Below are 18,215 nucleotides of genomic sequence, written 5' to 3'. Positions count from 1 at the left end.
GGCGATCGAGCCGACGGTGAGGAAACGACTGCGATGAGGGTGTACCTACCGGCGACGTTGGCGATGCTGATGCAGCTCACCGACAGCGGCGAGTTCCGTGCGATCGGCGGCACCGGTTTCGCGTTGACACCCACGCTGCGTGAATCGTTCCTGTCCGGCGACGACGAGGAACTCGCCGAGGTGGCCATGCGTGAGGCCGCCCGCGCATCGCTGCGCCTGCTGGCCGGGGAGGCGTCCGAACCCGGCGACAGTGCCGGCGACGCCGAACTCGCCGCGGACGAGCAGACCACCAAACCAGGTGACACCCCGAGACTCCCGCCGCGCCGCGTCGTGGTGTCGGCCGACGTCGCCGACGTCACCCTGCATCCGGAGCTCGACGACGCCGTGGTGCGGATCGCCGGGCCGGTGCCGCTTCGGGACATTGCGTCGGTGCACGTCGACGTCGCCGAGGCGGAGCCCAAGGTACGCGCCGCGGTGGTGGTGATCGATGCCGCCGACCTGGGGGATCAGGATGCCGAACTCGCCGTCGGGGATGTCGAGGACTTCGACCTGGCGTGGTACGCGACGCAGGAACTGCCGTTCCTGCTGGAGCTGCTCTGAACCGTCGCCGAACGGCCTGCGAGCGCCCCGCCGAGCCGCATCGCCGTGAGACTCGTGCCATCAACTCAGGTAACTTACGGTAGCGTAGGTTGTACCTACGGAAGCGTAGGTTGTCGATGGTGTGACTCGCGGGTCACCCGGTGAGGTGGTCTTCAGGTGGGATGGCTCGAGCGTTTCGAGGAACCGGTGGCCGGGGTGGCGGCCCGCAATCGTGGTGCCCAATGGGCGCGCGCGGCGTTCGCGAGGATCACCACGCCATTGCTGCCCGACGACTACCTTCACCTTGCCAATCCGCTGTGGTCCGCCCGTGAGCTACGCGGCAAGGTGGTGTCGGTGACCCCGGAGACCGAGGACACGGCCACCATCCGCATCCGCCCGGGCTGGGGTTTCTCGTTCGACTACGCACCCGGGCAGTACGTGGGGATCGGCGTGCTGGTCGACGGGCGCTGGACCTGGCGGTCGTATTCACTGACCTCGGTTCCCGTCACATCGGGGACGGTCCGCGGACACGATCGCACGATCGCCATCACCGTCAAGGCGATGCCCGAGGGGTTCCTGTCCTCGCACCTGGTCAAGGGCGTGCAACCCGGCACGGTGGTTCGCCTGGCCGCACCGCGCGGCGAGTTCGTGCTTCCCGAACCGCTTCCCACCAAGATCCTCTTCGCGACGGCCGGCAGCGGCATCACCCCGATCATGGCGATGCTGCGGATGATCGGGCACCGTGGCCAACACACCGACATCCGGCTCGTGCACTCGACGCCGACGAAGGCCGACCTGCTCTTCGCCGACGAGCTGTCGCGGATGGCCGACGACGGACTCATCGATCTGCACGTCCAGTACACCCGCACCGACGGGAAGGTCACGCCCGAGCGGCTCACCGAACTGGTCGGCGACTGGGCGGAACGACAAACCTGGGCATGTGGTCCCGGCGGATTCCTCGACGCGCTACGCGGCATGTTCGACGCAGCCGGCCGCGGGGATCACCTGCACATCGAACGATTCGCGCTCGAACGCGGCGCGGTCGGCGCCGAGGGCGGTGCGGTCACCTTCGGCCGGACGGGGCGGGTCACCGAGGCCGACGGCGCGACCACACTGCTCGAGGCCGGTGAAGAGGCCGGGGTGATCATGCCCTTTGGCTGCCGGATGGGCATCTGTCAGAGCTGCGTGGTGATGTTGGACCGCGGCTGCGTCCGGGATCTGCGCTCCGGTGTCGAGCACGTCGAAGGTGAACGTATCCAGACCTGCATCTCCGTCGCCGCAGGCGACTGCACCCTGGACGTGTGAGGCTCGCGCGGACGTGAGGTCGATGGTTCGGCTGGCGTCCTGACCGTGGCACGTTAGGCTCGACCGTGACGGCTGAATGTCGACCACGGAGGAGATCCGCGTGCGCGCTCAACTGCCCGAGATGATGGAAGTACCCGTCCTGTCCGACGGGGGCGTGACGCTGCGGGCGCATGGTCCCGCAGACGTCGACCGCGTGATCGAATACGCGACTGATCCGCTGACAATGCGATGGGCGTTGATGCCATCCCCGTACGGCCGCTCGGATGCCGAGCGGTACATCAGCCATGCGGTGTCCGGCTGGCGGACCGGTGAAGCGATGACCTGGGCGATCGAGCACGACGGACGCTTCGTCGGCAGCGTCGACCTACAGGGGACGGGCCGCATCGTCGACATCGGCTTCGTGCTGCACCCCGACGCTCGCGGACTGGGCCTGGCGCGTCGGGCGATCATCCTCGCGATGGAGTACGCCGTGGCCGCGCGCGACGTCGAGGTGGTGCGCTGGCAGGCCGCCGAAGGTAACCTCGCCGGTCTGCGCGCAGCGCACCGGGCAGGGTTCACGTTGACCGCGGCGGTACCGGACTGGCTGGAGATGAACAGCAAGGTGGTTGATGCCTGGTGCGCGAAATGGCGCGCCGGCGACGACTTCTCTCGGAAATCCAGTTGGCGTGCAACCACTTTCGAGACGGAGCGATTCTGTTTGCGGCCATTGAGTGAGGCCGATGACGAACGGATCCGCGAAACCCTCGACGACCCCGTCTCACGCAAGTACCTGTTCGGTCGACCTCATCCGTTGACGACCGAACACGCCGCCGCCGAGCGCACCCGCAAGTGGTGGACGGCGGCGCGCGGCGAGACCTGCACGTGGGCCGTCGCCGACAAGGACACCGACGATTACCTGGGGGACATCTCGATCTTCGAGATCGACGACGTGACCGGTGCGGAGGTGGGCTTCTACACCCACCCCGAAGCGCGTGGTCGTGGAGTGCTCGGTGAAGCATTTCCGGCCGCGATCCGGCACTGTTTCGAGGTTCTCGATCTGCGGCGCATGACGATGTTCGCCGCTGACTCCAACGAGGGCAGCAAGGCGTTGGCGCGTCGCGCGGGCTTCCACGAATTCGGCACTCAGCCGCTGGCCGCGAGTTCGGACGGTCATCTCGAGGACCTCGTCGGATTCGAGTTGCTGCGCCCCTGATCGTCCGTCCCCGATCGTCGGCCCGCTGCTGCGTGGGGTGGATCACATTCGAGCGTCCGTGCCCGCAAGGGGTGGACAACGCCGCCCCCGGCAACCTACGCTTGCGTAAGTTACGGAATGGTAGGTAGCCCATAGAACTCAGGGCCACACCACCGGAAAGACTCAAAGACACTTGCTCCACGACCTCTGGGAGGGCGAATGGCGATCACCGACATTACCGAATATGCCCATCTGACCGACGCCGATCTCGATGCACTCGGACGCGAGCTCGACGCGATCCGCGCCGACATCGAGGCAGATCGTGGTGAACGCGATGCGCGATACATCCGCAACACCATCCGCTTCCAGCGCGGTATGGAACTCGCGGGACGTGCATTGATCTTCGGTTCCTCGAAGCGCTCGATGTGGTGGGCCGGCGCCGGTGCGCTCGGCATCGCCAAGATCATCGAGAACATGGAACTAGGCCACAACGTGATGCACGGGCAGTGGGATTGGATGAACGATCCCGAGGTCCATTCCACCACCTGGGAGTGGGACAACACCGACCCGTCGGCGCACTGGAAGCACACCCACAACTACATCCATCACAAGTACACCAACGTGCTCGGCATGGACGACGACGTGGGCTACGGACTCCTGCGCGTCACCCGTGACCAGCGGTGGCGACCGTTCTACCTCGGTAACCTCGCGTACAACACGCTGCTCGCGCTGGCCTTCGAATACGGTGTCGCCGTTCAGCATCTGGAGCTCGGCAAGAAGCGTCGCACGCCGGAGGCCAAGGAGCAGTTCCACCGCGACCTCGCCGACGTCGGCAAGAAGGTCGGCAAGCAGGTTGCCAAGGACTACGCCGTCTACCCCGCCCTGGTTGGCGTCACCGCCGGTCGTCAAGTCGGCTTCGGTCGCGCGTTCGGCAAGGCACTGACGGCGAACCTGATGGGCAACGCGATCCGCAACGTGTGGACCAACGCGGTCATCTTCTGCGGTCATTTCCCCGACGGTGCGGAGAAGTTCACCCGGCAGGACGTCGACAGCGAGACCCGGGCCGAGTGGTACCTGCGACAGATGCTGGGCAGTGCCAACTTCCGCTCCGGGCCGGTCCTCGGCTTCATGAGCGGCAACCTGTCGTACCAGATCGAGCACCACATCTTCCCGGACCTGCCGAGCAATCGGCTGCCGGAGATCTCGCTGCGGGTGCGCGCGCTGTGCGAGAAGTACGACCTGCCCTATACCACCGGATCGTTCCCGGTCCAGTACGCGAAGGCCTGGCGCACGATCGCCAAGCTGTCGCTGCCGAACAAGTACCTCAAGGCCACCGCCGACGATGCGCCCGAGACGGCGTCGGAGCGCCGATTCAAACAGGGCCTTGCCGAGGATGTCCGGCTGCAGGCCGTGCTCGATCCGGCCACCGGCAGGCGCAAGGGCCTGGTCTCGGCCATCAAGGGGCTGCGCAGCCGCGGACGTCGGGGCAGCGTGCCTGCGGCGCCGGTCGTCGAGCGGCCCCGGGCGGCCTGATACCACGCGTGACCTGCCGCCCCGATGGTCCGACGATCGTCGGGTCGGCGGACGCGCATAATGGGTTCTGATGGCCATCACCGATATCAATGCCTACGCCCACCTGAGCGATGCCGACGTCGAGGCGCTGGGTGCGGAACTCGACGCATTGCGGCGCGAGATCGAAGCCGACCGTGGACTGCGCGATGTGCGCTACCTGCGTCGGACGATCCTTGCGCATCGTGCCCTCGAGGTCGCTGGGCGACTCGCGCTCTTCGGCAGCCACAAGCGGTCATTGTGGGTGCTGGGTACCGGCGCTCTCGCACTCTCGAAGATCATCGAGAACATGGAGCTCGGCCACAATGTGATGCACGGGCAGTGGGATTGGATGAACGATCCCGAGGTGCACTCCACGACGTGGGAGTGGGACATGGTGTGCGCGTCCCCGCATTGGAAGCACTCGCACAACTACATTCACCACAAATACACCAACGTCGTCGGCATGGACCACGACGTCGGCTACAAGATCCTCCGCGTGACCCGCGACGAACCGTGGGAGCCGCGGCGAGCATTGCAGCCGCTGTTCAACCTGATCCTCGCCGCCACCTTTGAATGGGGGATCGGATTGCATGACCTCGAGTTGCGTGAGGTCATCCAGGGCAAGAAGCCCAAAGAGGTCGCGGTCCCGCAGATCAAGGAATTCGCCCGCAAGGTCGGTAAGCAGGTTGCCAAGGACTACGTGCTGTTCCCGGCGATGACCGGACCCAACTTCCGGCACACCCTGACGGCCAACCTCAGCGCGAACCTCATCCGCAACCTGTGGGCCTACGTGGTGATCTTCTGCGGCCATTTCCCTGACGGCGCAGAGAAATTCACCGTCGACTCGCTGACCGACGAGACCCCCGGACAGTGGTACCTCCGCCAGATGCTCGGGACCGCCAACTTCCGGGCCGGGCCTGCGATGGCGTTCATGAGCGGCAACCTCTGCTACCAGATCGAGCATCACCTCTACCCGGACCTACCCAGTAACCGTTATGCCGAGATCGGTGTGCGGGTGCGCGATCTCTGCGACAAATACGACCTGCCGTACACGACGGGTTCGCTGTTCATGCAGTACATGCAGACACTGCGGACCATCAACAAGCTAGCGCTGCCGGACAGCTTCCTTCGCGACACCGCCGACGACGCACCCGAGACGGCCTCGGAGCGTCGGTTCGCCGGCATGCCCCGCACCCGCGGACTCAAGACCGCGATCGCCGAGCTGCGTCGAAAGAAGCTGTCGCGTAAGTGATCTCAGTGGGATCGCCTGCGGTCGAGTGTCCGCTGGTTGAGTAGGTTGAGGCGCCAGGCGAGTTCACCTTTCGCTGGTTGAGTAGGTTGAGGCGCTAGCCGAGTTCACCTTTCGCTGGTTGAGTAGGTTGAGGCGCTAGCCGAGACCGTATCGAAACCCCTGTACCCGGGCGCGCAACCTCACTCGCGCACTGCGCCACGCAACTCGGCGTGCGCGGCGACCCCTTGCACCGAATCCTCGCGTTCGGTCCACGCGAACCCGGCCCACGCCAGGAACCCGACCACGGCCGAACCGATCCCGAGTCCGCAGACGAGCGCCCAGCCCCCGGCCTGATAGGCCCACGCGCCCACCGACGACCCGATCACGCCGCCCGCGAAGTACGCCACCATATAGGCCGTCGTCAGACGGGAACGAGCTCGGTCGTCGAGTGAGTAGACGCCGGTCTGATTGGCCAGCTGCACGCCCTGCACGCCGAAGTCGAACACCAGCAGGGCGACGATGAGGATCACGACGTCGCGACCACCGGCCCACAGCAGGAGCCAGCCCGCGATCTGTACCGCCCACACGAGATAGTTCGTGTGCCGCAGGTAGCCGCGGTCGGCCAGCTTGCCGACGATCGGTGCGCCGAGCGCGCCAGCCACGCCTGCCAGGCCGAAGAGCCCGATCGCGGCCTCGGAGTAGTCGTAGCGCGAGTCCCCGCCGCCGGCCAACAGGAAGGCGATCGCAGTCCACAGACCGCTGAATGCCGCCATGTTGAGACCGCCCAGGATCATGCGGTGACGCAACACCGGTTGTTGCCGCACGAGGGTCAGGATGGAGGCCAGCACCTGCGGATAGCTCTGGCGAGATCCGGCAGCCGCGGGTCGCGCACCGGGCGCCCGGAACCACACCGCCAGGGCCATCGCCAACTGCACTGCCGCAGCGACGAACAGGATCGCCCGCCATCCGCCGATCTCGGCGACCAGCCCCGACAGGACGCGGGAGAACAGGATACCGATGAGCAGTCCGCTCATCACGTGTCCCACCACGGCGCCGCGTTCGTACGGTCCGGCGATCGCGGCCGCCCACGGCACGACGACCTGAGCGGCCGATGCGGAGACACCGAGCGCGAACACCATGGTCAACAGGCCGCCGTAGGAAGGCATCAGTCCCGCTGCCACCAGCGCGACGCAGGAGACGACCAACAGGCCGGTCACGAGTCGACGGCGGTTGACGAAATCGCCCAGCGGGACGACGAAGGCGAGTCCGAGGAGATAGCCGATCTGCGTGAGGGCCACCACCAGCCCCGCGGCTGCGGTGGAGATCGAGAAGTCGATGCTGATCTCGTGCAGGAGTGGCTGCAGGTAATACAGGCAGCCCGCCGACGACCCGGCGGTCACCGCGAACAGGAACACCACGACGTGACTGAGGTGTGTCTGGGTGCGTGTGGGGTTGCCGGTGGTCACTGTCATGCCTCCATCATCCGGACCCGGTAGCTTCTGGAGAAGCGATAGATTTCGATGTAAGTATCTCGATTTGTGATGGAGGTGGCAGTGGAGCTACGGCATCTGGAGTATTTCCTCGCCTGCTGCGACCAGGGGACGTTCACCGCGGCCGCACGTTCTCTCAATGTCGTCCAGTCGGCGGTGTCGACCGGGGTTGCGAAGCTGGAACGTGAACTCGGGGAGCGGCTGTTCGATCGAACGCCGACAGTGCTCATCCTCACCGACACCGGTCGTGCCGTGGTGGGGCCGGCGCGCGCGGCGCTGCGTGCGCGCGCCGAGGTCTTTGACGCCGTCGCGGGGATGCGCGGCGACATCAGCGGCGAGGTTGCCGTCGGCGCGCTGGTCAACGTGGTGTCCATCGACCTGGCCGAGGCCTTGGCGGACCTCCATCGGAGGCATCCCGGGATCACGATCGCGATGCGACAGAATCCGCGTGGCACCTCGGGCAACATTGTCGGCCTCCGTGCCGGCACCCTGGACCTCGCGTTCCTGGGCGCCTATCCGGAGCACGTCCCCGGGATCACCGTCTACCGCCTGGCGGCCGAACCGCTGGTCCTCGTGTGTTCACCGGATCACCATCTGGCGGACGCCGGGTCCTTTACGACCGCTGATCTGGCCGAGGAGCGCGTGATCGATTACCCGCCGGGGTGGGGGACGCGGGCGGTGGTGGACCGGGAGATCCCCGTTCGCCGGACGGTGATCGAGGTGGCCGACCAGTTCTTCGGAATGAGTCTGGCGGTCAAGGGCTTCGGTGTCACGCTGGTTCCGCTCGGAGTTGCCCGCGAACAGGCCGACGGACCGATCCTGCCGTGCTCGGACAAGCAATTGGTGTGGGAGATCTCGATCGCCCATTCGTCCACGCGGACGCCGTCGCGGGCGGCGCGGGCGGTCCTCGACAGCGTGCTCGGGGTGGTCCGGCCGGCTGCTATCAGCGGGTGAGGACCACACCTTTACCGGTGAGGGTTCCGTTCTCCATATCGGTGTGCGCCGCCACGATGTCGTCGAGCGCGTACACCTTCCCGATCGGAACGGTCGCCCTGTCGGATGCGACGTCGTCGACGAACGCTTGGAGCACCGTCGCCGGGAGATCCGAGGCGCCACCCGAGTAGGCAGTGAGGCGAACGCCGTTGGGTAGATAGTCCATCGGGTAGAAGTCGGGAATGGTCCACTGGTCCGAGAGCATGCCGGTGAAACACACCACCCCATGTGTTCGCGTCGATGCCAGGGTGTCGCGAAGTGTGTTGGTGCCGACCAGTTCCACGGCAGCGTCCACGCCGTCAGCGGCGATGGAACGCACGTGTTGGGCGATCTCGCCGTCGTCGATGACGACGTGGTCGGCGAACTGCTGGAGGAACTCGTGTCGCGCCGGGTTGCGTGTCGTGGAGATGATGCGCAGTCCGGCGCGTCGAGCCAAGACGGCCAGTGCGAGACCGATCGATGATGTGCCGCCGCGGATCAGCACCGTCTGTCCGGCGTGACCGTCGATACCGACGGTGAGCGATCCATGTGCCGTCTGCAGCATCTCCGGGACGGCCCCGAGAGTCGACCACGGCAGGTCACTGTGGAATCCGATCACGTTCGTGGCCGGCACACACGTGTACTGCGCGTAGCCGCCGTCGAAGGTGCGTCCCATGCCGCCCATCAGAGCGGCGACCTGCGTGCCGATTGCGAACTCATCGCCCGGACAGTCGACCACGGTGCCGACTGCCTCGAGTCCGGGGATGCGAGGGAAGGTCCCGAAGTCGGCCATGCCGCGACGGAAATGCAGTTCGGATCGGTTCAGCCCGAACGCCTCGACGCGGATCAGTACCCAGCCGTTCGTGGGTGTCGGCGTCGGGACCTCGCGCAGGTGCAGGGCTTCCGGGGGGCCGGGGGCGTCGACGACAACGGCGCGCATCATGTCACCGGACACGGTCACCTCCTCACGCTCGGCGACGGCCATCGTGGGAGCTCGGCGCCGAAGCCACTGTAGCCCGGCCCTGCGATCTCACATGTACCGTCCACCCGTCACCTCGGCGACAGTCCCCGTCATATACGACGACATGTCCGAGGCGTAAAACAGAGCAACCGAGGCGATCTCATCGGGCTCACCGGCACGCTGCATGGGAATCTCGCCCATCTTCTGATCCCACGCCTTCTGCGGCATGGCCTCGGTCATCGCCGTCCGGATGAGGCCGGGTTGGATGGCGTTGACCCGCACGCCAAGGTGGGCAACTTCCTTGGCGGCCGCCTTGGTCAGGCCGACGATGCCGGCCTTCGCTGCCGAGTAGTTCGTCTGGCCGATGAAGCCCACTTTGCCCGATATCGATGACATGTTGAGGATCGATCCACCCCCGTGCTGGCGCATGTGGGCGGCGGCCAGGCGGGTTCCGTTCCACGTGCCCTTGAGATGGACGGTGATGACGGCGTCGAAATCGTCTTCGGTCATCTTGCGCATCGTCGCGTCGCGGGTGATGCCTGCGTTGTTCACCATGATGTCGAGCGAACCGAATGCGTCGACGGCGGCTCGGATGAGCCCCGTGACATCGTCGGCGTCGCCGACATTGCAACCGACGCCGATGGCGTCGGTGGGCAGGCCCGCGGCGGCTTGTTTGGCCTGTGCTTCGCCCAGATCACCGATGACGATCTGGGCGCCGTTGTCGGCGAATGTCCGGGCGATGGCCAGGCCGATGCCCTGGGCGCCTCCGGTGATGATGGCGGTCTTTCCATGGAGCATGAGGATGGTTCCTTCCGGAAATATGCTGCGGTGCAGTATCTTCAGCGTGCGAGTGTGGGCGAGGTGGTTGTTGCCTGGTGGATGACGCCGGACTCGATCGCGGCCGTGACGGCCGCGTCGTCCAGGCCGGACTCTCCGAGCAGTGTCACGGTGTGTTCGCCCAGGGCGGGCACCGGGCCCATCGGGGCCTCGAAGTCGGCGAACGTCGCCGGAGGGAGAAGGGCTCGTGCCGTGGCGCTCTCCGTGTCCACGGTGCGCCACCGATTGCGAGCGGCCAACTGTGGATGATCGACCATGTCGGCGACCTGCTTGACCTGTGCGGCCGGCACGCCGGCGGCGGCGAGCCGGGCATCCAATTCGCTTGTGCTCCAGCACATCGTTGCCCTGGCGACCGACTCGTCGCAGGCGGCGCGATTGCGCACGCGGGCGACGTTGGTGACGAACCGTGGGTCGTCGGCGAGTTCGGGGACGTCGAGGACGCTGGTCACCAACGTGCGCCAGCCGCGATCGTTCTGCACACCGATCAGGATCTGCCCGTCGCTGGTGGGGAACGAGTCGTACGGGGCGATGGAGATGTGACTGACACCCATCCGGGGCGGCTGGGTGCCTCCGTACATCTGGGTGTACATGGCGTGCCCCATCCACTCGATCGTCGACTCCAGCATCGACACCTCGATCGCTGCTCCCTCACCGGTGCGGGACCGCCGTAGCAGTGCTGCGAGAACCGCTTGTGCGCAGTACATTCCGGATGCTATGTCGGCGGTGGGGATGCCGGTCTTGACGGGATCGTCGGGCGTTCCGGTGATCGAGATCAGCCCGGACTCCGCCTGGATGAGCATGTCATAGGCCTTGCGCTGTTCGAGCGGACCACCGATTCCGTAACCGGACAGATCGACGGTGACCAACTCGGGATGATCGCGCCGCAATTCTTCTGCTCCCAGGCCCAGCCGGGCTGCGGCACCGGGCGCCAGGTTCTGCAGGAACACGTCGGCCTGATCGATCAGGTTCCGCACGATTGACAGTCCCGCAGGTGCTTTCAGATCGACAGCCAGCGACTGTTTGCCACGGTTGAGCCACACGAAATGTGCTCCGGTCCCCTCGACGACGTGGTCGTAGCCGCGGGCGAGGTCGCCGCCGTCGACCCGTTCGACCTTGATCACCCGCGCGCCGAGATCGGCGAGGTTCCGGGTGGCCAGTGGTGCGGCGACGGCCTGTTCGATCGCCACCACGGTATAGCCGTCCAGCGGAGCGATCATGACGACTTCTTGCTCTCGGCGCGGATCAGTCCGCCGCCGATGATCAGGCGCTGAATCTCGCTGGTGCCTTCGTAGAGTCGGAGCAGGCGCACGTCCCGATAGATACGTTCCACCGGGACCTCCCGCATGTAGCCGGTACCACCATGCACCTGAACCGCGAGATCGGCGACCTTGCCGACCATTTCGGTGCAGAACAACTTCGCGGCCGAGGGGGCGATGCGGCGGTCGGTGTCTTCGACCCACGCACGAGCGGCGTCGCGGACGAGGGCACGTCCGGCCATCACCCCGGTTTGCATGTCGGCGATCATCGCCTGCACGAGTTGGAAGTCGCCGATCGGCGTGCCGCCCTGGGTGGACGTGGCGGCGTAGGCCACGGATTCGTCGAGCGCCCGTTGCGCCTGTCCCACCGACAGCGCCGCGATATGCACCCGCCCGCGGGCCAGGATGGTCATGGCCGCGCGATACCCGACGGCGACATCGCCGCCGACGAGGGCCTCGGGCCCCACCCTTACACCGTTGAACGTCACGTCCGCGGTGTGGGAGCCCTCCTGGCCCATCTTCGCGTCCTTGACCCCGACCTCGACGCCGGAGGTGTCGGCGGGTACCAGGAACACGCCGATCCCGTTGCCGCTCTCCGGTTTCGGATCGGTCCGCGCGAATACGACGAACAGTCCCGCGTCCGGCGCGTTGGTGATGAACCGCTTGCTGCCGCTGATGAGCCAGCCATCGCCGTCGGCGGTGGCCGTCGTGCGCAGCCCCGCCGGATTCGATCCGGCGCCCGGCTCGGTCAACGCGAAACTGGCCACGATCTCGCCGGCCGCGATGCCCGGCAACCACGTCGCCTTCTGTTCGTCGGTGCCGAACCCGACGAGCACCTGGCCGGCGATGCCGTTGTTGGTGCCGAACATCGACCGCAGACTCAGCGATGTGTAGCCGAGTTCCATCGCGACCTCGACGTCCTGCATGAGGTCGAGGCCCAGGCCTCCCCACTCCTGCGGAATGGCGTAGCCGAACAGGCCCATCTCGGCTGCATCGCGGCGGAGGTCGTCGGGGATGGCGTCGTTTGCCAGGATCTCGAGCTCGCGCGGCACGACCCGAGTACGGACGAAATGGTTGATCTGCTTGAGGACGTCGGTGAAGACATCGTCCGGGACGTCGGGGTTCTGGGTGACCATGCATCAACTATCCGAGATCGATTATGATCAGTCCAATACTTAGTTGATTGATGTGTAATACCCTCCTGGTATGAAAGGTCGACGACACGGCGATGGACCTCAATGATATCCGGGCCTTCCTGGCGGTCGCCGAGGAGCTGCACTTCGGTCGCGCAGCGCAGCGGCTGCATATGGCGCAGCCGCCGCTGAGCCGGACGATCAAACAGTTGGAAAGGGAGCTGGGAACTCGGCTCTTCGACCGCAACACCCGGTCGGTGCAGCTGACGGCGGCCGGTCATGCCCTGCTGGAGCCCGCTCGTGAGGTGCTGTCGGCGCTGCGCCGTGCGGAAGCGGCTGTCAGGTCTGCGCAGGAGGGTGAGGTCGGTCTCGTTCGGATCGCGTTCGCCGGCATCTCGACACACCAGCTGGTCGCCCGGCTTGCCCGCGTGGTGCGATCAGAACGGCCTGGAATCCAGCTCGTGCTCTCCAGTCAGAATTTCGCGCAGCCGGCGATGACGAAACTCGTTCAGGGGCAGACCGACCTCGCATTGGGTCGCTGGGACGTCGTCCCGCCCGACGTTTCGACGAAGGTCGTCGTGACCGATTCGCTGGTCGTGGCGTTACCGGACACCCATCCGCTCGCCGGATTGCACTCGATCAGCCTCGACCGGCTTCAGGGCGACAGCTTTGTGTCGCTACCACCACACGAAGGTGCCGTGCTGCCCGATCGCCTGCGCCGGCTGGCCCATGACAGTGGCTTTGTCGCCGACGTGGTGCAGGTGGCCCCCGATACCCTGACGGCCCTGGCGTTGGTGAGTGCCGAGGTCGGTTGTCATCTCACCTTGCGGTCGGTGGCGCACAATGCCGACGATCCGCATGTGGTTTTCATTCCGTTGACCGACGAGGCCCCCGACGTCGACCTGCGTGCTGCGTGGCGACGTGACGACAGCAGCCCCGCGCTGCGCGCCGTGCTGGATGCGCTGCTGTCGCTGGGCGACTGACGCCACCGGAACCTGCAGCGAGCAGTTCGCCTTCGTCGAGGCCGAACTGCCGCAGTCGCCGGTACAGCGTCGTCCGCCTGATTACTCGGCGGACTCGGACTTGCTGCCGCCCACCGATTCGAGCGCTTTGACAGTCGGGCCGACGGCGAGCTTGCGCCCGGCCAATTCGACAGCTGCATCGAGTCGGGTTCGTTCGAGGGTCCCCAACGGCCGTCCCCGGTCCCGACACCCGAGCGGTCATGAACTCGCCCTCAGCCGAACGCCGCCGTGAACGCGTCCAGCGCGGCGTCCGGATCCGAGCTGGCCCATCCTTCGAGGCCGATGACCCCGTCGTAGCCGATCTCCCCGAGTACCTTGGCGATCGCGGGATAGTTGATCTCGCCGGTGCCCGGCTCGCATCTCCCGGGAACGTCGGCGACCTGGATCTCACCGACGAACGGCAGTGCGGCGCGGCAGAGTTCGATCAGGTTCCCCTCGCCGATCTGCGCGTGGTAAAGGTCCAGGTTCATCCGCAGGTGCGGGGAGTCGACGGCTCGGACCAGCGCCATGGTGTCGGCGGCGGTGGCGAACGGCGTGCCGGGGTGGTCGACGGCGAGGTTGAGGTTCTCCAGGGTGAACACCCGCCCGTGTCGCTCACCGAGCTCCGCGAGGCGCGTCAGCGTGTCGGCGGCAGTCAACCACATCGTCGGGGTGACCACCTCGACGGGCTTGTCCGGCAGGCCTTCGGGACCGAGGCCGGTGCCGTGCACGTTGAGGCTCGGACAATTCAGCCGCGCAGCCACTTTCAACGACTCCTCGGCTGTCGTGAGGAACTCCGCGATGCCGTCCTCGTCGGTGAGATTCCCGCGGAGATAACCGGTCATCGACACGAAGTCGGCGCCGGTGTCGACGAGGCCATCGATGTCCTTGGTCGACCAGTCCCAGATCTCGACGGACAGTCCGCGCTCGTGGATGGCTCGGACTCGATCGATGAAAGGGCGATCGAGGTAAAGCATCTCGGCGCTGGCGGCGAGTCGGTAGCTCATCAGCGCACCTCGTCGATCGAAACGGTGGTGCCGGTCTCGACGCTGCGGATTGCGGCCAGCGCGATCTGCAGCGCGGTGCGGGCATCGGCGCCACCGACGACGGCGGGCGTGCCGTCGCGGACCGCGTCGACGAACGCCGTCAGTTCGCCGACATAAGCGCTGTGCAGCAGGACGGTGTCGCGTCGGGCCGTGTCGATCTCGACGCCGCCGGCGCCGTAGAAGGTCATGTCGGTGGTACGTCCATCGCCGGCGGTGGCCATGCCTGCCGACCCGAAGACCTCACCGCGGACGTCGTACCCGTAGAGCGCGGAGAAGCTGGCCTCGGCGGTGGCGATCGCGCCGTTGTCGAAGGTGATCGTCACGACGGCCGTGTCCAGATGGCCGGAATCCCGGGCATCCGGCCGGATCAGGGCGTCGGCGAAGGCGTGCACCGCCACCGGTCGCGCGCCGGGGTTGAGGAAGCAGAGCGTGTCGAAATCGTGGATCAAGGTTTCGAGGAAGATCGTCCACTGGGGGACACGGGCCGGATCGACCTGCCAGGGGCCGGGATCGCGGGTCAGCGACCGCAGTAGTTGCGGCGTTCCGACTCGGCCGTCGTCGACGGCGCGACGGGCGGCGGCGAATCCCGGTGCGAACCGCCGGTTGAAGCCGACCTGCAGAACAATGCCCGCCGCGTCGGCTTCGGCGATGGCCCGGTCGGCCTCGTCGAGGGTCACGGCCATCGGCTTCTCGCAGAAGACATGTTTGCCCGCGGAGGCCGCGCGGCAGACCAGATCACTGTGGCTTCGCGCGGGGGCCGTGATCAGGACAGCGTCGACGTCGGGAGACGCGAGCACGTCGTCGATGTCGGTGGTGGCGAAGCCGGCTCCGACAGTGTCGGCCAGGCGTTCGGCAGCGCCGTCGACCGGATCGGCGACAGCGGCCACCACCGCATCGGGGACGTGCCGCGCCACGAGTTCGGTGTGGTTGCTGCCGATGCGGCCGGCGCCGATCGTGGCGATCCGTACGGGTGCCGATGGAACGTGGGCGGCCGCCGTGGCCGCGGCGACGGAGCGCGATGTCGTCATGTGGAGAGTCCGATCAGGTGGTGTAAGGGCGACTAGAACGTTCTAGTAGAACGTTCTAGGCTAGAGTAGTGCGACAGCTCACAACGGGTCAAGGGGACTGGGATGGCCGAGAAGGCGGGCGGGCGCACGACGCTCATCGATGTCGCGCGCGCGGCAGGAGTGTCGAAGGCCCTGGTGTCGATCGTCATGCGGGGTGTTCCGGGCGCGAGTGAGGAGACCCGCGAACGGGTGCTGCGGATCGCCGACGAGATGGGTTACGTCCCCGACCAGCGGGCACGGAAGTTGCGGCAGGCGTCGTCGCGGCTGCTCGGTGTCACCTTCGAGTTACGCGAGCCGTTCCACGGGGACCTGGTCGAGGCGATCTACGCGGCGGCCGACGAGGCCGACTACGAAGTGGTGATCAGTGCCGTCGCGCCGAGTCGGTCGGAGTCGCGGGCGTTGGACACCGTGCTGCGCGAGCGCTGTGAGGCGGCGATTCTGCTCGGCCCGCGGCTCGCCGACGCCGAGTTCGCGACGGTGGCCACCCGATTGCCGGTCGTCGTCGTCGCGCGATCCGTCGAGGCTCCCGGGGTCGGATATGTCCGCAGTGATGACACGGCAGGTATCGGCCTCGGCGTCGAGCACCTCGTCGGTCTCGGGCACGAGCAGATCGTTCACATCGACGGGGCCGACGCCCCCGGTGCCGCCGAGCGACGTGACGGCTTCCGCGAGGCGATGGCACGGCACGGATTCGATGGCAGGGTGGTCCGCGGCGGGCTCGGGCAGATCGACGGAGCGCGCGCCATGAGCGAGGTACTCACCGGACGGCCGCCCACTGCCGTCCTCGCCTTCAACGACGACTGCGCCATCGGCGTGATCGACTCGATCATAGGCGCGGGCCTCCGCGTGCCCGAGGACATCTCGGTGATGGGTTACGACGACGCTCGTGTCGCGGCACGGCTCCGGGTGCCACTGACCACGGTGTCGCAGGACGCGCAGGAGATGGCCACCGACGCGGTCCGCGGGGCGCTGGCGATGATCGAGGGGGGCGAGCCGCCGGCGGTCGTGCGAGGGCCGCGGCTCGTCGTGCGGAGTACCACCGCGCGCCGGTAGGGGCCGGACGCTCGCCAACGTTCGGTGCGCTACTTCGCGCGCAGGTGGTGCGTGTAGATCGCTCCGGTCGTCACGTCGTCTTCGACCTCCTCGAGGGTGCGGCCGCGGGTCTCCGGTGCCTGGGTGTAGACGAAGACGAGTGCGAACAGGCCGATCACACCGAACATGAAGAACGTCCCGGTGATGCCGATCGCGTCGACGAGCGTGGGGAAGAACAGGCCCAGGAAGGCATTCGCCATCCACAGGCAGAACACCGAGATGCCGATCGCGAGTCCGCGGATCTGCAACGGGAAGATCTCCGAGAGCAGCACCCAGGTGGCGACGTTGAGGAAGGTCTGCATTGAGCCGACGAACAAGACGACCAGGATGAGGATCACGTACGGTCGCAGCGGATTACCGACAGGAAGCAGAACCGACGCGATGCCGATGAGGAAATGGCACACGGTGGTCAGGCTGTAACCGATCAACAGTGTGGTGCGCCGGTTCATGTGCTGGGCCAGCCAGAGTGCCGTGATGGATCCGACGACCGCGATGACGCCGGGCGCGATGTTGGCGATCAGGGCGGCGTTGGAGTCGAAGCCGGCCTCCTTCAGCACCGACTGGCCGTAGTACATGATCGAGTTGATGCCGGTGAGCTGTTGTGCGACGCCCAGACCGATGCCGACGAGGATGATGCGACGAACCCACCTGCTGTCGCGCAACGCCGACCAGCTGCCGTGGACACGGGTCTTCTCCATCTCGGAGATCTCGGTGATCATGTCGACCTCCGCCTGCGCGCGTTGCCGGGTCCGGATGGTGGACAGGACCTCCAGGGCCTCGTCGCGCCGTCCCTGCGAGATCAGCCAACGCGGTGATTCCGGTACACGCAGCATGCCGACCATGAGGCACACCGCGGGCAGTGCGGCGACGGCCAGCATGATGCGCCAGACGCCTTCGTGCTCACCCCAGACGTTGCCGATGATCGCGTTGACGACGAAGGCGGCGAGCTGGCCGACGACGATCATGACCTCGTTGCGGCCGGCGAGTGATCCGCGGATCTCGTACGGCGCGAGCTCGGCGAGGTAGACCGGTACGACAGTCGACGCCGCGCCGACGGCGAGGCCCAACACGACGCGACCGAGGACCATCACGCCGAAGCCCGGTGCGAAGACGCACGTGATCGCGCCGATCAGGAAGAAGACGGCAAGCAGGACGATGGATTTGCGTCGACCCCACGTGTCGGAGAGCCGTCCACCGATCATGGCGCCGAATGCAGCGGCGAACAGCAGTGAACTGGTCACCACGCCCTCGGTGAACGCGGTCAGCCCGAGGTCGGTCTTCATCGGTTCGAGCGCGCCGTTGATGACGCCGGTGTCGTAGCCGAAGAGCAGGCCGCCGAGCGTTGCGATCAGCGCCACCGCGTGAAGGCGTCGACGGAAGGGGCCCGTCCCGAGGGGCGGTAGCGCGACCCGTTCTGGGGTCAGTTGCGAACTCTCGGCAGTTGACATGGCAACTCCTGGTGTCGGGTTACATCGTGCTCGTGTGAGTGATGGTGGTCACGGGCTGTTATCTCCGATAGTGTC

Annotated in this window: 16 protein-coding genes; 8 read left to right on the top strand and 8 right to left on the bottom strand. The window is 66.6% G+C overall.

All coding sequences use genetic code 11. The features are described 5' to 3' along the window. Window positions 1-33: 33 nt before the first annotated feature. From ACVT6V_RS24750 to ACVT6V_RS24730, 5 genes are all read left to right on the top strand, one after another. Complete coding sequence (locus tag ACVT6V_RS24750; protein ID WP_489896731.1) at window positions 34-600, top strand: DUF6912 family protein; 567 nt, start codon at window positions 34-36, stop codon at window positions 598-600. Window positions 601-756: 156 nt separating this feature from the next. Further along, the gene (locus ACVT6V_RS24745; RefSeq protein WP_489896730.1) at window positions 757-1,884 is read left to right on the top strand and encodes a ferredoxin reductase; all 1,128 of its coding nucleotides are present in this window, start codon (window positions 757-759) and stop codon (window positions 1,882-1,884) included. Between the two features lie 100 nt (window positions 1,885-1,984). Continuing rightward, entirely contained in the window at window positions 1,985-3,076 is a 1,092-nt protein-coding gene (locus tag ACVT6V_RS24740) for a GNAT family N-acetyltransferase (RefSeq protein WP_489896729.1), read from the top strand. A gap of 198 nt (window positions 3,077-3,274) precedes the next feature. Next, complete coding sequence (locus ACVT6V_RS24735) at window positions 3,275-4,588, top strand: fatty acid desaturase family protein (RefSeq protein ID WP_489896728.1); 1,314 nt, start codon at window positions 3,275-3,277, stop codon at window positions 4,586-4,588. 70 nt (window positions 4,589-4,658) lie between these two features. Further along, a complete protein-coding gene (locus ACVT6V_RS24730) occupies window positions 4,659-5,858 on the top strand; it encodes a fatty acid desaturase family protein (protein ID WP_489896727.1) in 1,200 nt (399 codons plus the stop codon). Between the two features lie 179 nt (window positions 5,859-6,037). Here the strand turns inward: ACVT6V_RS24730 and ACVT6V_RS24725 are convergent, their stop codons facing one another. Continuing rightward, entirely contained in the window at window positions 6,038-7,309 is a 1,272-nt protein-coding gene (locus ACVT6V_RS24725; protein ID WP_489896726.1) for an MFS transporter, read from the bottom strand. An 81-nt stretch (window positions 7,310-7,390) separates the two neighbouring features. On the opposite strand from ACVT6V_RS24725, the gene ACVT6V_RS24720 reads away from it, so the two are divergent. Then, window positions 7,391-8,281 carry a LysR family transcriptional regulator gene (locus tag ACVT6V_RS24720; RefSeq protein WP_489896725.1) on the top strand — a complete coding sequence of 297 codons (891 nt, stop codon included), beginning with the start codon at window positions 7,391-7,393 and terminating at the stop codon, window positions 8,279-8,281. Here ACVT6V_RS24720 and ACVT6V_RS24715 read toward each other — a convergent pair. The 4 genes from ACVT6V_RS24715 to ACVT6V_RS24700 all read right to left on the bottom strand — a co-directional run bounded on the left by ACVT6V_RS24715 (window position 8,271) and on the right by ACVT6V_RS24700 (window position 12,489). Continuing rightward, window positions 8,271-9,254 (bottom strand): zinc-binding alcohol dehydrogenase family protein, encoded by a 984-nt coding sequence (locus ACVT6V_RS24715; protein ID WP_489896724.1) that lies wholly within the window; start codon window positions 9,252-9,254, stop codon window positions 8,271-8,273. The genes ACVT6V_RS24720 and ACVT6V_RS24715 overlap by 11 nt on opposite strands. 75 nt (window positions 9,255-9,329) lie before the next feature. Further along, complete coding sequence (gene fabG / locus ACVT6V_RS24710; RefSeq protein ID WP_489896723.1) at window positions 9,330-10,058, bottom strand: 3-oxoacyl-ACP reductase FabG; 729 nt, start codon at window positions 10,056-10,058, stop codon at window positions 9,330-9,332. Between the two features lie 41 nt (window positions 10,059-10,099). After that, window positions 10,100-11,314: a CaiB/BaiF CoA transferase family protein gene (locus tag ACVT6V_RS24705; RefSeq protein WP_489896722.1), complete on the bottom strand. Its 1,215-nt coding sequence runs from the start codon at window positions 11,312-11,314 to the stop codon at window positions 10,100-10,102. Beyond that, complete coding sequence (locus tag ACVT6V_RS24700) at window positions 11,311-12,489, bottom strand: acyl-CoA dehydrogenase family protein (protein ID WP_489896721.1); 1,179 nt, start codon at window positions 12,487-12,489, stop codon at window positions 11,311-11,313. The genes ACVT6V_RS24705 and ACVT6V_RS24700 overlap by 4 nt, the downstream gene beginning before the upstream one ends. A 92-nt stretch (window positions 12,490-12,581) precedes the next feature. Here ACVT6V_RS24700 and ACVT6V_RS24695 point away from each other — a divergent pair, with 92 nt between their 5' ends. Then, window positions 12,582-13,469 (top strand): LysR substrate-binding domain-containing protein, encoded by an 888-nt coding sequence (locus ACVT6V_RS24695; protein ID WP_489896720.1) that lies wholly within the window; start codon window positions 12,582-12,584, stop codon window positions 13,467-13,469. Window positions 13,470-13,720: 251 nt separating this feature from the next. On the opposite strand, the gene ACVT6V_RS24690 is transcribed toward ACVT6V_RS24695, so the two are convergent. Together ACVT6V_RS24690 and ACVT6V_RS24685 are read right to left on the bottom strand one after the other, a co-directional pair. Next, window positions 13,721-14,494 (bottom strand): TIM barrel protein, encoded by a 774-nt coding sequence (locus tag ACVT6V_RS24690; RefSeq protein ID WP_489896719.1) that lies wholly within the window; start codon window positions 14,492-14,494, stop codon window positions 13,721-13,723. Beyond that, the gene (locus ACVT6V_RS24685) at window positions 14,494-15,561 is read right to left on the bottom strand and encodes a Gfo/Idh/MocA family oxidoreductase (protein ID WP_489896718.1); all 1,068 of its coding nucleotides are present in this window, start codon (window positions 15,559-15,561) and stop codon (window positions 14,494-14,496) included. Before ACVT6V_RS24685 ends, ACVT6V_RS24690 begins: the two co-directional genes overlap by 1 nt. Window positions 15,562-15,663: 102 nt before the next feature. Between ACVT6V_RS24685 and ACVT6V_RS24680 the strand changes: the two genes are divergently transcribed. Beyond that, a complete protein-coding gene (locus tag ACVT6V_RS24680) occupies window positions 15,664-16,653 on the top strand; it encodes a LacI family DNA-binding transcriptional regulator (RefSeq protein WP_489896717.1) in 990 nt (329 codons plus the stop codon). A 29-nt stretch (window positions 16,654-16,682) separates the two neighbouring features. Here ACVT6V_RS24680 and ACVT6V_RS24675 read toward each other — a convergent pair whose 3' ends face one another. Continuing rightward, the gene (locus ACVT6V_RS24675; protein ID WP_489896716.1) at window positions 16,683-18,140 is read right to left on the bottom strand and encodes a sugar porter family MFS transporter; all 1,458 of its coding nucleotides are present in this window, start codon (window positions 18,138-18,140) and stop codon (window positions 16,683-16,685) included. Window positions 18,141-18,215: the final 75 nt, after the last annotated feature.

It is taken from the genome of Gordonia sp. LMA167 (assembly GCF_058130025.1).
Note: the sequence above shows the minus strand (reverse complement) of the source record. Positions and strands in the feature narration are given on the sequence as shown.

Bases quoted from the DNA above. Each gene is read 5' to 3' on its own strand.
- ACVT6V_RS24730 (WP_489896727.1), top strand. From the start codon at position 4,659: ATGGCCATCACCGATATCAATGCCTACGCCCACCTGAGCGATGCCGAC.
- ACVT6V_RS24680 (WP_489896717.1), top strand. From the start codon at position 15,664: ATGGCCGAGAAGGCGGGCGGGCGCACGACGCTCATCGATGTCGCGCGC.
- ACVT6V_RS24675 (WP_489896716.1), bottom strand. From the start codon at position 18,140: ATGTCAACTGCCGAGAGTTCGCAACTGACCCCAGAACGGGTCGCGCTA.
- ACVT6V_RS24705 (WP_489896722.1), bottom strand. From the start codon at position 11,314: ATGATCGCTCCGCTGGACGGCTATACCGTGGTGGCGATCGAACAGGCC.
- ACVT6V_RS24725 (WP_489896726.1), bottom strand. From the start codon at position 7,309: ATGACAGTGACCACCGGCAACCCCACACGCACCCAGACACACCTCAGT.
- ACVT6V_RS24735 (WP_489896728.1), top strand. From the start codon at position 3,275: ATGGCGATCACCGACATTACCGAATATGCCCATCTGACCGACGCCGAT.
- ACVT6V_RS24695 (WP_489896720.1), top strand. From the start codon at position 12,582: ATGGACCTCAATGATATCCGGGCCTTCCTGGCGGTCGCCGAGGAGCTG.
- ACVT6V_RS24685 (WP_489896718.1), bottom strand. From the start codon at position 15,561: ATGACGACATCGCGCTCCGTCGCCGCGGCCACGGCGGCCGCCCACGTT.
- fabG (WP_489896723.1), bottom strand. From the start codon at position 10,058: ATGCTCCATGGAAAGACCGCCATCATCACCGGAGGCGCCCAGGGCATC.
- ACVT6V_RS24750 (WP_489896731.1), top strand. From the start codon at position 34: ATGAGGGTGTACCTACCGGCGACGTTGGCGATGCTGATGCAGCTCACC.
- ACVT6V_RS24700 (WP_489896721.1), bottom strand. From the start codon at position 12,489: ATGGTCACCCAGAACCCCGACGTCCCGGACGATGTCTTCACCGACGTC.
- ACVT6V_RS24690 (WP_489896719.1), bottom strand. From the start codon at position 14,494: ATGAGCTACCGACTCGCCGCCAGCGCCGAGATGCTTTACCTCGATCGC.